The 12431-nt window shown below is 53.9% G+C and carries 9 protein-coding genes; 4 read left to right on the top strand and 5 right to left on the bottom strand.

Going from position 1 to position 12431, the window contains the following annotated elements; all coding sequences use genetic code 11:
* Window positions 1–2 precede the first annotated feature (2 nt).
* The 5 genes from uriH to CRD59_RS02035 form a co-directional block, all read right to left on the bottom strand.
* On the bottom strand, window positions 3–944 hold the full coding sequence (gene uriH, locus CRD59_RS02055) for a uridine-preferring nucleoside hydrolase UriH (RefSeq protein ID WP_113852935.1): 942 nt from the start codon (window positions 942–944) through the stop codon (window positions 3–5).
* A 33-nt stretch (window positions 945–977) separates the two neighbouring features.
* Complete coding sequence (locus CRD59_RS02050) at window positions 978–2123, bottom strand: iron-containing alcohol dehydrogenase (protein WP_236632667.1); 1146 nt, start codon at window positions 2121–2123, stop codon at window positions 978–980.
* Window positions 2124–2140: 17 nt separating this feature from the next.
* The gene (locus tag CRD59_RS02045; RefSeq protein ID WP_113852933.1) at window positions 2141–2833 is read right to left on the bottom strand and encodes a phosphoribosylanthranilate isomerase; all 693 of its coding nucleotides are present in this window, start codon (window positions 2831–2833) and stop codon (window positions 2141–2143) included.
* A 58-nt stretch (window positions 2834–2891) separates the two neighbouring features.
* Window positions 2892–3878, bottom strand: a complete 987-nt coding sequence (locus tag CRD59_RS02040) for a carbohydrate kinase family protein (protein WP_113852932.1) — start codon at window positions 3876–3878, stop codon at window positions 2892–2894.
* Window positions 3879–4220: 342 nt separating this feature from the next.
* Window positions 4221–5315 (bottom strand): PfkB family carbohydrate kinase, encoded by a 1095-nt coding sequence (locus CRD59_RS02035; RefSeq protein ID WP_113852931.1) that lies wholly within the window; start codon window positions 5313–5315, stop codon window positions 4221–4223.
* Between the two features lie 170 nt (window positions 5316–5485).
* Between CRD59_RS02035 and CRD59_RS02030 the strand changes: the two genes are divergently transcribed.
* From CRD59_RS02030 to CRD59_RS02015, 4 genes are all read left to right on the top strand, one after another.
* Window positions 5486–10402, top strand: coding sequence for a type ISP restriction/modification enzyme (locus tag CRD59_RS02030; protein ID WP_113852930.1), 4917 nt, complete (start codon window positions 5486–5488; stop codon window positions 10400–10402).
* Window positions 10403–10593: 191 nt separating this feature from the next.
* Window positions 10594–11136: a hypothetical protein gene (locus tag CRD59_RS02025; protein WP_113852929.1), complete on the top strand. Its 543-nt coding sequence runs from the start codon at window positions 10594–10596 to the stop codon at window positions 11134–11136.
* Window positions 11137–11327: 191 nt separating this feature from the next.
* Window positions 11328–11900, top strand: a complete 573-nt coding sequence (locus CRD59_RS07800) for a hypothetical protein (protein ID WP_127920927.1) — start codon at window positions 11328–11330, stop codon at window positions 11898–11900.
* 76 nt (window positions 11901–11976) lie between these two features.
* Entirely contained in the window at window positions 11977–12426 is a 450-nt protein-coding gene (locus CRD59_RS02015; protein ID WP_127920926.1) for a hypothetical protein, read from the top strand.
* Window positions 12427–12431 lie beyond the last annotated feature (5 nt).

The following is a 12431-nucleotide window of genomic DNA, read 5'->3' as shown; positions in this document are numbered from 1 at the left end:
ATTCATCCAATCTTCGCAATGGCTTCGGTCACTAGATCCCAGAACTTATCAAAGTCCAGCTTTGTGGCAACCTTGGTGTTGCAATCCTTGGCTGCGGGCTCGGGTCCCCGAAGGTCGGCGACGGTCATGCCCAGAGTAAGATCCCCATGGAGTTCCACATCCACCGGGCAGCGGCGGGTCTGGACCACAGAAGGGTCAATCAGATAGGCGACCGTGCAGGGGTCATGCACAGGCGGATCGACGAAGTCCTGGTTGTCCTGATAGGACTTGCGGAAGAAGTCCATGAGTTTTGAAACGAAGTGAGCCAGGTCAGTACCCAGCCCGTCAATCCGCTGCTGCACCTCGGGCGTACACAAGGCCTGATGGGTCAGGTCGAGACCAACCATGGTCACAGGCCAAGACTCATTGAAGACTATGTGTGCCGCCTCGGGGTCGACCTTGATGTTGAACTCGGCTACCGCACTCCAGTTGCCCACGTGGTAGCCGCCGCCCATCAGGACGACTTCCTTGACCCGGTCAACGATGCGAGGCTCCATACGCACGGCCATGGCGATGTTGGTCAGGGGGCCCGTTGGCACCAGGGTTATCGACTTGGGTTCGGCCGCCATGATCGTGTCAATCAGCCAGTTGACCGCATGGCCCGGGTCAAGGGGCCGCGTGGGTTCGGGCAGCTCCACGCCGTCCAGACCGCTCTCACCGTGAATGGTCGCGGCCACCTCTTGAGAACGGACCAGCGGACGGTCGCAGCCCGCATGCACGGGTACGTCGGTGGCGTGGGCCTCTTCGAGCACCGCGCGCGCATTATAGGTGACTTTATCCAGACTTTGGTTACCGCCGACAGTCGTCACTCCCAACAGGTCGATGTTGGGGTTGCCGACGGCCAGCAGGATGGCGACGGCGTCGTCATGCCCTGGATCCGAATCCAGTATTATCTTCCTGACCATATGTATCACTCTCTTTCTTACCGTTTACTACGCTCATCGACTTCCAAAGCCTCTTAAGAGCACCTGGGCAGCCTGCTGGTCCACTGTACGCGGGGTGTTCCCAGCGAAGCGTTCATTCGCCACCGCTTGGGCGTTCGTCAACAGCTCCTCACGGCTCAACCCATACGATTCGAAGGGATGCATGCCCAGCATCCGATCTCGGAAGTCCTTGAAGGCACGGCAGGCGATGAGCGTCGTCTGCTCCTCGGGCGCATCCTCGGGATAGGTGGCCCCCAGGATTTGCCCTATCTCACGCACCTTCCCAGGCCTGACTGGGCCGACGAACTCCATGACCGACGGCAGTGCGTAGGCGACGGCATCCCCATGCACGATGTGGTATTTGGACCCCAACACGTGGGCGATCGAGTGCCCCACGATGGTGCCGGTGTTGTTCAGCATCCAACCAGCCAGGTCCGCGGCCACCATGACACGCTCGCGCGCCTCCCGATCCTCGCCGTTATGCACGGCCCGGGGCAAGTAGTTATACAGGAGGAACATGACTTTCTCACAGATGGCGTCGGTGACCGGACTGGACAAATGGGACAGGTAACCCTCGGCCGCGTGGCCGAACGCATCCAACCCGCAGGCGATCGTCATGCCCGCCGGCAGGCTCACGGTCAGATCAGGATCCAGGACTGCGTACTCGCTGACCGCCGGATCGGCCAGGATCGTCATCTTCCTGGACGTGGCCTCATCGGTGACGACCAAGGCGTTGGACATCTCACTGCCCGTGCCCGCAGTCGTCGGGATGGATATCATCCCCTTGCAGGGCTTAATCGGCTTTGCCGGATCCGTGTACTCCAGGATCTCGCCGCCGTTGACGCGGACGATGTTGATCCCACGGGCCACATCCATCGAGGAGCCGCCGCCAATCGCGATGATACTGTCCGCATCGTGGGCGTTGAACGCCTGCAGGCCCTTGGCTACCGTACCGGACTGGGGGTCGGACTTGACCTGGTCGAAGACGGCCAGGTCCACGCCGCCATCGCGCAAGTGATGGAAGGCGTCCGTCACCCTGGGCATGCCGCTGACGAAAGAGTCCGTCACGACCAGGGGGCGCTCATAGTCCTCGGTCTTAAGGATGTCCAGCAAGCTGGCGCCCAAATCGTCCGAACAGACGACTTTAACTGGCTGTAGCATTTTGTAATCCATCTCAATCACCCTATCTCAGCCGCAGCGGCATCGGCATTACGGCAGAACTCACGGACCTTCTCAATGTCCTTCTCCATACGACCACCCTCATATTTGATGCTGGTCTTAGTCAAGGAATCCACACCGTAGGGATGGCATTGCCGGATGGCATCAGCCACATTGTCCGGCCCAAGGCCACCAGCCATGATGACCGGTTTGCCGCACTCCTTGACGATCCTGGCGTCAATGGACCAATCGTGGGTCTGCCCGCTCGCACCGATGCCGGTATCGGGCGCCAAGCCGGAATCGGTCAGAATGAAATCGCAATACCGAGCGTATCGCTTGGCCCTTTCCACAGCGGATTCATCATCTACCAGCACGGCCTGCATCAGTTTGGTGCCAGGAGCCACCTGTTGGAGTCGACGGGCGAAGTCCTCGTCAGCCGCATACCCGTCCCCGGCGATGTGCAGGATGTCCGGCTTGACCTTGGGGGCCAGGTCCAGCATCTCCTCGGGGTCGTTCGTCAGCATGATGGCCACGGTCACGACACCACGCCTATGGCACTCGTCGAAGATCCGGTGCACCCGCTCCAAAGGCACCCGGTGAGCCGGCACGCCACCGTTCTGCATGGGCACTAAACCGATATGGTCAGCGCCGGCCTCCATCGTCTTGACGGACTCCTCGTAACCGATCAAGGAATAGAGCTGCTTCTTTACCATTGTTCTCCTTTTACTGGAATGCTGTCTTAAACAGGTCTGTCTCGCTCACGCTTCGGTTTCAAACCACCAAGGCATCGACCGCCATCTTCCGACGAATGCGCTCGACTGAGATGTCGGGCACGGCGCGGGTGCACTCCAAGGCGATGCTGGACGCGGCCTGGGCGATGCGCCCGACCTGGTCCAAATCACGCTCGGGATCGTCGAAATAGCTCCAGGTGATCGCGGCCATGCCGGTATCACCGGCGCCGTTGGCCGTAGCGATCCGCGTACGGTAAGGCGGCACCTGCACCATCTCATCGGAGCCGAACGCATCACGGCGGGCGCACAGGATCCCCTGCACCCCCATGGATATGAAGACACGTTTGACACCTTTGTCCAGCAGGATCCTTGCAGCCGTCTTGGCTGAATTCAGATCCTCGACATCGATGCCCGTCAGTTTACCTGCCTCCAGGGCATTCGGCTTGAGCACGGTCATGTCCCCTAGTATCGGTGCGAAATGCTCGGCCTTGATGGACGAGACCGTGTCGCCGAAGAGGGGCGCCGTGACGTGTTCGCCAATCCAACGCAGGGTCTCCGGCTCGAGGTTGGCGTCCAGGAGACAGATCGCCGCACCGTTGATGAAGTCCAGCCGCTCAGCCAGAAAACGGGGTGTGATCTGTCGGCAGATGTCCATGTCGTTCACCGCCACCAGCATGTCACCGGTCTCATCGGTGACGAACAGGTAGGTGGATGAGCGACGTCCCTCGAGCATGGTGGCATGACCCAGATCGATGCTGTTGGCAGCGCAGGACTCGCGCATGGCCTGACCGTTGGCGTCGTCGCCATAGACCGTAATCAGATGGGTGGGCACACCGAGATGCGCCAGACTCTGCGCCATGTTCTGAGCGACGCCACCGACGGAGAGGGTCACCACTCCAGGGTTAGAATCACGGTCCACGATCCGATCCGATGGACGCCCACAGATATCCATGTTCATACCGCCGATGACTACAACATATCGGCCGCCGCCGCTGTCATTGACTGCTTGCGATGAGTAATCCGCCATGGATCTCATCCTCCTTTGGCACAACCTTGTCAACACTGGCAATAGTTTATGTAGATAAACAATTGTTAGTATATCGCGCTTCGCCATGTGTCGCAAGACGAGGCTCCGCTTCGCATGCCACCAGAAGGAATCACCGAACTCAGCCATTGTTGCGGTGGCCACAGCCCATCTAAAGGCAGGGAATTCAAGTAGGTTACGCCCCGCCCACTAAGCGAGGCATGCAAGACGTGCAAGAAATCCATGCCCGATACACGGCAGACGCAAGCCAGGGGAAAAAAGAACACACCACGCACACCTCGCCTAACAGGACAGCGAGGAAGCGCGCCACACGGCCCAACATCGTCAGCCGAATAGTTCGATCCGCCGTCGTTCCAGGCCCTCGACCGTCAACGCGGGATTGATTGACGCCAGACCGTCCATACTCAACGAAGCCAGGGCGGCCGCCACCTGGGCGCTCTTGACGAAGCCCATACCTTCTCCCCGGGCCCACACCAGGGCGGCGAGCGCGCCGGAAGCAGCGCCGTTCACATGTGCTCTTCTTCGTTCGGGTGCCGGCAGATACAGACGATCCGGCGTCGTCCGGTAGAGCATCCCCACATCATCCAGGAAGAGAAAGACGCGCTTGACACCCCTACCCAGGAGATACTCGGCGCATGCATCCGCACTGGCCTCGTCCACAGCCTTGATGCCAGTGAGCACCTCGGTCTCCGCCGTACTGAGCGAGACGGTGTCTATATGGCCAAGCGAAGGGATGAGCCTCTCGGCTTTGTTGACGGAGACGACGCGGGCAAACACCGGAACGGTCGCATGCTCACAGACCCAGGCTATGGCTTGTGCAGAAAGACTGGTGTCCACCACGACTGAGGTGGAGTTGGCAATCGCATGCTCGCGATCAGCCAAGAAGGAAGGGGTGATCAGATCGCCGACGATCATGTCGTCCAAACCCATCAACTGGCCGCCGTCCGGGCCGCTGACCGACAGGTAGGTCGAGGTGTTGGTACCGGGAAATTGCTGGGAGTACGTGATGTCCATACCGTTGGTGAGTGCATCCTGCTTGAAGAAATCGCCGTTGTGATCGTTGCCATAAGCGGTGATCAGGTAATTGCGCACGCCCAATTTGTTCAGATCATAGGAGATGTTACGACCGATGCCACCCAGCGCGAAGGTGATGCGCCCCACGTTCGAGCTGGAGGAGACCACCGGATTATCAGCCAGACCATAAATGTCCATGTTGACCGCGCCGATCACGCTCACGTACGAAGGCGGGGATACGATATAGCCCTTGCCCTGCAGATAACCCTTCTTGACCAGGTTGGATATGTGGGCCGCTACCCCGGAACGCGTAATCCCGCACCGCTGGGCCAGCTCCCTCTGGCTGATCATGGGATTCTGCCGGATGAGCCCCAGAATCTCCCGCTCCCGCCCCGTCGCTGCCATGCAATCACCCCTTTCAACAACGCTTATGCACCGTTAACCTTTCACAGCATATCCAAACTGTGTCAAATTGAGTCCTACGCAGCAGTTGGTACACAGCATTTGCCTTTTAGGCGCAGAATAAGCCAATAAACCTTTTCACCAGACGTTACGGTATCGTAAAATCAGCGTCTATGAAAGCCGAGGTTTTTGCAATGACCATTGATGAGATCTTCGCCAGCATCATCGACGAATCCGTCGACAAGCGCGAGCAGGGAACTCGATTCGAAGAAGCAGTGAAGTTCTTCCTGGAGAACGATCCATCCTGGCAGAATCGAATCTCAAAGGTCTGGCTATGGAACGACGCTCCGACGAATCCCGGCAAGCAGGACACCGGCATCGACCTCGTCGCGCTTGACCGCGATGGCTCTTATTGGGCGATACAAGCCAAGTGCTATTCCAAAGGCAAGCTTGCGGCAGGAGACGTATCCACCTTCTTCATGAATGCGATAGCCGATGATAACTATAGCCACTATATGCTCGCGGACACAGCAGAAGCGTACACGGCTAATTTAGAGAGCTACTTCATAGCTCACAGCGACCTTGGGCTCGTTCGCCTTGACCTGGATACGATTAGGCACTCAAACCTGGACTGGACTGCATTCATAGAAGGCTCAGAACAGACAGGGCGCACAACTTACGCTGCCCGCCCACACCAAAGAGCCGCCATCGATGCCGTGAAACACGAACTCGCTTCCGATGATCGCTGCTCTCTGGTCATGGCCTGCGGTACGGGAAAGACATTGACTTCGCTCCGGTTGAGTGAAGAAATGGTCGGCACCGGCGGGATGGTTCTGTTCCTCGCTCCCTCAATAGGCCTTATCTCACAGTCCATGCGGGACTGGGTCAATCAGGTACGCGGCAAAATCAACGTTTATGTGGTGTGCTCAGATGGCAAAGCCAGCAAGGTGAACAATGAATCATACGGACAGCTAACTGACATACCCTTCCCGGCCACCACCAACCCCGAAACAGTGGCGAACCGCTTTCAGCAAAGCGCCGATGCGCTCAACGTCATCTTCTCCACCTATCAGAGCATAGACGTTGTCCACGAAGCTCAGGCGCTGGGTCTCCCCGAGTTCGATCTCACTATTTGCGACGAGGCACACCGCACGACAGGCGCCATGGATGGAGAGGCGTCATTCCAGAAGATTCATGATTCAACGTTCATACGCTCCGCCAAACGCCTCTATATGACAGCGACTCCGCGTATTTTCGACCAGGGTGCCAAGAATAAAGCCACTGAAGGCGCGGTAGAAGTCGCCAGCATGGACGATGTATCCACATACGGCAAGGTTGCCTATCGTTTAAGCTTCGGCCAGGCCGTGAACCAGGGACTCCTCACAGACTACAAAATCGTAGTCATGCAAGTGTCCGAAGACATGATGGGCAAACCTATGCAAGCCCGTTACGGCGCAGCGGGCTCAGAAGTGCCTCTCGACGACGCGGCGAAGTTCGTGGGCTGCTGGAAGGCACTCTTTGACCGCCGTCATGCTCGCGGTGTCGACCAGCTGGTGTCCAACGGAAAACACGCTGCTTATACCCTGGATGGGGACAACCAACGCGTACTACACCACGCCATTGCTTTCGCAGCGTCAATTAAAGCCTCGAAAGCATTGAGCAGCAAGTTCCGCACCGTTATCGACGACTACACCGCATCACTCGAACCCAACAGCGAAAATCAGGACATGCTCGACGCAGGTAAGGACGTCCATGTAGAGATCGACCATGTTGATGGTGGTATGGATGCGCAGAGCCGCAGGACCAAGCTTGACTGGCTCGCAGCCGATACAGCAGAAAACGAATGCCATATCCTATCGAACGCCCGCTGCTTGTCCGAAGGCATTGACGTACCGGGCCTGGATGCCGTCATGTACCTCTCTGCCAGACGCAGCAAGGTGGACATCATTCAGTCCGTCGGTCGCGTAATGCGCAAGGCCGAAGGAAAGGAATTCGGCTACATTATCATCCCTGTGGTTATTCCACTTGACGCTGATCCAGACACAGTACTCTCCTCAGGGGCATACAACATCGTCTGGGATGTAGTCCGAGCGCTACGAAGCCACGACGAACGCCTCGATGCCAAGATTAATGCTGCAGCTCTCGGCGACACTGAATCTCTCAAACGAATCGTCGAAGTTGACGTACTGGATAAAAGCAAGCTCCACTTGCACAAGCACAAGCAGACACCCACATCCCGTATTGGTCAGCCGGAGCAAGCTGAGATGTCGGGAAATGAACCATCGCCAGAAAACCAGGCGGTACAGCCCGAGCTCGACCTAGAAATCGGAGAACTGGCACGCGCCATCAATGCCGAAATCGTGCGTAAATGCGGTACGAAAATCTACTGGGGCGAGTGGACTGACGACATTGCCCATATCACTCAGCACCGTGCCGAGCAGATCGCACAGTTGGTAGACAAGGAGCCCGCCAAGGGCCCCTTTGAATCCTTCGTGCAAGGGCTGCGAGACTCCCTGAACCCAGGGTATTCCTCTACCGAAGCCATAGCCGTTCTCGCCCAGCACGAAATCACCAAGCCCATCTTCGAGACGCTCTTCACCAATGAAGCAGTTCTGGAAGGCAATCCCATCGTTCAAGGTCTGGATCGGGCACTGGATTCGCTATATCAGGCGGGATTGCCTTCTGCTATCGACAACGCGACCCTGCACGACCTGTACGCTTCTGTACAGTTGTCAGCCAGCCAGATCGAAAGTGACGCGGCAAAACAGAACCTTATCAAGGAAATCTACAACGAGTTCTTCACTAAAGCTTTCAAGGAGACAGCGGACAGTTTAGGAATCGTATATACTCCGGTCGAAGTGGTAGATGCACAGCTCCACATGGTGCAACGCGCTTTGCAACGCGAATTCAATCAATCATTGAGCGATAAAAACGTCCATGTACTCGATGGATTCGCCGGCACCGGCACATACATGAGTCGCCTCATCGAAGATGAATCGTTAATAGCCGAAGCCGATCTTCCATATAAGTATGAACACGATCTGCATTCCAACGAGATAGTCCCCCTGGCCGCAACCATCATGGACATCAATATCGAGCAGTCCTATCACAAGCGCATAGGCGGGGAATATAAGCCCTTCCCCGGCGCTTTGCTCACCGATACCTTCCAGATGCATGAGGCCGACGACCAACTGGATTTGGGCATGTTCGTTGAGAACACTGAGCGCGTCCAGCAGCAGATAGCGTTGCCAATCAAAATAATCGTAGGAAATCCACCCTATCGTGCTGGAGATAGCAGCAATAGCGGCAATCAGAACACAAAGTATCCCGCACTTGACGCTCGGGTCGAGGAGACATACGTAAAGCATTCAGATGCAACGCTGAACAATTCTCTATATGACCACTACATCCGCGCCTTCCGTTGGGCATCTGACCGCATCGGTGAATCAGGAATCGTTTGCTTCGTGACCAATGGAGGCTGGCTCACAGGCGCAGCGGGCGCTGGAGTGCGACGCTGCTTCAGCGAAGAATTCAACGACATTTATGTATACAATCTGAGAGGGAACGCTAGGACGCAAGGCGAAACCAGGCGCAAAGAGAAGGACAACGTTTTCGGAAGTGGCACCAAAACGACTATAGCGGTAACTCTACTAGTTAAAAACCCGCATTCGTCTGATCACGGAAGGATTCACTACCGCGATATCGGCGATTACCTCACTCGCCAGCAGAAGCTCGACAACCTAAAAGAAACCGTCGCAGCCGACCCCGAGTGGGAAATGCTGACCCAGGACAAGCACGGCGACTGGCTCAATCACCGCGACGACAGCTACCAGGACTTCATACCCCTAGGGATTCAGGAAGGCAATACCAAGAAATCCACTGGCCTCTTTTCAACTTGGTCGTCAGGAGTCAAAACCAACCGTGACCCCTGGTGCTACAACTCAGAACGCCAGGTTGTCGCCGACAACATGCAAAAGACAATCAATACCTACTTGTCCGAGTTACACAGGTGGGAGCAGTCAGACCGTTCCCGGGACGTGAAACAGTTCGTGACATCCGACAGTACGTCAATAAAATGGACAAGGGAAATATACAACGACCTTAAGCACGGTAAAACTGCCCAATTCAATGAAGACCACATAGCTTTGTCTTCTTACCGTCCATTCTTTAAGCAATGGATATATATGGATTCTCAATTTAACAACTGCGTCTATCTTCAACCGCAGATGTTTCCGTATCCAGAAGCAGAGAATCTAGAGATATGCGTCTCTAACGGATATGCCCTTATCAGTAGGACTGTCCCCGATATACACTTTATCGGTGACGCTCAGTGCTTTCCAATGTTTATATACGAATCATCCAAAGCTGACGACGATACCATCACCCTCAATCTTGAGTCGGAGAAGCAAGACAGCCACGGCTATGTCCGCCAAAACGCAATCAATGATAATGGACTAGCTATCTTCAACCGGGCTTACTCAAAGCACAATATAACCAAAGAAGACATTTTCTACTATATTTACGGAGTTCTACATAGTCCAGAATACCGGAATCGTTTCGCTAGTAACTTGCAAAAAGAAATTCCACGAATTCCTCTAGCAAAAAACTTTAACGCTTTTTCAGAAGCGGGTAAGGAACTTGCTCGTCTCCACCTCGACTATGAAAAAATCGATCGTTGGCCTGTTCTAGAAATCGGAGACAAAGAAAACCCCGGGCGCACTTTGAAACTAACATACCCAAAGAAATTGAAAAATCCAGAGACCGGAAAGAAAGAAACTGATCGAAGTGTGTTGAAAGTCGCAGAAAACCTGACAATCGAAGGCATTCCTCTCCGTGCATACGACTATGTCATTAATGGCAAAAGCGCCATTGGATGGCTTATAGACCGATATCAGGTCACAGTCGACAGCAAATCAGGCTCGGGAATCATCAATGACCCGAACAACTACTCAGACGACCCCCGCTACATCGTAAACCTAGTAGAAAGCGTCATAACAGTAAGTATGAAAACCCTAGACATCATAGACTCCCTCCCACCACTAGAAGAACTCCCTCATCCTTCCAACTGGCCCCAAGAATGGAATGCTTAATGCCTAAGTCAACGCATGGAGAATAGACTAGTGGATATTACCCAGTAACTACGCCAATCCCTAACCGGCTGATTAAGTTAAAATAGCAATGGCTGGGGATCACTATGACAGAAGGAGCACGATGAGTCAAAATCAACAGAACTCTACTATGCTTTTCACTTTAGTGACTTTCCAAACTGTATGCGGTCCTTATGCAAGCTAATTATGATATTGAGCAGCTGCTCATAAAACCACAGCTGGAGCAATTCGGCGAGGCAACTCTTGATCGCTACACTTGGCAGTCAATGATTGCGACAGCTGATTTACTTACTAAATACGCATCAGTATTAGACGCCAACGGCAATCTACCTGACGTGGTGCATTACACGATGTATTGCGAGCTATATGAAGATTGGGCAATTGATGACGATGGTGCCCTAACAATCGTTTCGGCAAAGCACAGAGAGGCGGATGTACCGCACTTTTCGTCCTTGGGTCAACTTGTTGATGAAGGAGGTATCTTTCACTTATACGCCAATTGGCTCTACCTGGACCAGAAACCGCAATGCCGATTGTGTACTTCTAGTGGAGTATTGAAGGATTCAAAACGGCTCGCAACGATATGTTCACGCCTCAATAGCCCCGATTTCAAGCTCAGCATCGAGGATAACGAGTGTATTGACCGCTTGCTTACTCAATTAGAGAAAACACTCGAAGCCGAAAATGAAAAACTCATTCAATATATAGTGATGTAAACCTGAGTGTCGATATTGATTTAGTCAAACAGTTTGCGAAACAATTAAGCTTTACTACCGGTTTACCCAGGCGGGACGTTTTCCCCGACCTCGCGCCCACAAGATACGCTCTCCCCATCGCCAAAGCAAAAGGAAACAACACAATCGACGATGGTGTATGGGAATATTCTCTGGCTTTAGTTCAGAATAGAATGCGCACTTCCATAGGTGCTGCAGACAGCGGGACCAACAATAGGGCCAAGCTAAAACCAAAAAGAATCGATCTTTATGATTTAGACACTGTAGTCAAACAGGTAGTTGACAATCCTGAATGGTACCGCTCTTTACCTCACAGAGTAAAGGCCAATCGTATGGCTATAAAAATGGCAAGAGGGGGATGCAACGATAACGGGATTGAACGAGCCGATGCGTTACGACTCAAATTCAACGACTGGAAGCGTACACATTATTCTCTTCCCGATTATTCTGATGATTTGTTCGTGGTCTCCGATTTATTACAAGAAGCCGCAGATGAACTTACTGATCAAGCACAAAATAGCACTGACCCAAACCAAACATGGGGTGCAGTATTTTGGAAATTACTTGGTGAAAAGTGCAAGGAGCTGGCCAGCGCTCCCGAAGCTCGGGGCTTCGACAAAAGACAGTTACTTGGACTGGCAAGCGAACTTGCAGAAGAATGCAAAATATGGTTTTCACCTTCGTTCGATGCCGATCAAGAGCTGAGGCGTTTACAAGACACCATCAGAGCCAAGGAAGGGCGATGAAGTGGCAGACACAGTTGCTTGGAGGACTTCCCTACTACCCATTCACGCATACCATCAGCTTCGGCTCGTTCTCATATTGGCAATCTATTCAGATCACAAAGCACGAACTCGAAACGGGATGTCGTTAAAACGGTTGGCCCAACTCGATTTTCTACTGCTTAATCCACTTCTTTTCCTGCACGTTTACCCCGGCAAGTACATATCAGACGGCTTGCAAGGCATAAACAGCGGACTAACGCTGCCAAAAGATATGAATGTGCAGGTCCTTAGGTACGCACCAGTGATTAATGCCCTAGTATCGCGCGAATTAGTTACTGCACGAAAGCTGAGAACAGGAACGAAAGTTATTTTAACCAAGCACGGGAAGATAATCGCCGCTGAGGTGCAAGGCACGCTTAAATGGGCGGAAACATCGCAGCTTGCAGCACTTGTCGTGTCAGCTACTGACGGCAGCAAGGAAAAAGAGATACAACAACGAATCGATGAAGTTCTCACCAACAAGCAATTTGACGCTCTAATCAAGTAGGAAAT

The organism is Bifidobacterium xylocopae (assembly GCF_003315615.1).
Taxonomy (GTDB): Bacteria; Actinomycetota; Actinomycetes; order Actinomycetales; family Bifidobacteriaceae; genus Bombiscardovia; species Bombiscardovia xylocopae.
The sequence above is the reverse complement of the archived record's forward strand: the minus strand, read 5'-3'. Positions and strand labels throughout refer to the sequence as shown.

Coding starts and splice junctions, on each gene's coding strand:
- CRD59_RS02025 (WP_113852929.1), top strand. CDS start 10,594: ATGCAAGCTAATTATGATATTGAGCAGCTGCTCATAAAACCACAGCTG.
- CRD59_RS02030 (WP_113852930.1), top strand. CDS start 5,486: ATGAAAGCCGAGGTTTTTGCAATGACCATTGATGAGATCTTCGCCAGC.
- CRD59_RS07800 (WP_127920927.1), top strand. CDS start 11,328: ATGCGCACTTCCATAGGTGCTGCAGACAGCGGGACCAACAATAGGGCC.
- CRD59_RS02050 (WP_236632667.1), bottom strand. CDS start 2,123: ATGCTACAGCCAGTTAAAGTCGTCTGTTCGGACGATTTGGGCGCCAGC.
- CRD59_RS02045 (WP_113852933.1), bottom strand. CDS start 2,833: ATGGTAAAGAAGCAGCTCTATTCCTTGATCGGTTACGAGGAGTCCGTC.
- CRD59_RS02040 (WP_113852932.1), bottom strand. CDS start 3,878: ATGGCGGATTACTCATCGCAAGCAGTCAATGACAGCGGCGGCGGCCGA.
- uriH (WP_113852935.1), bottom strand. CDS start 944: ATGGTCAGGAAGATAATACTGGATTCGGATCCAGGGCATGACGACGCC.
- CRD59_RS02035 (WP_113852931.1), bottom strand. CDS start 5,315: ATGGCAGCGACGGGGCGGGAGCGGGAGATTCTGGGGCTCATCCGGCAG.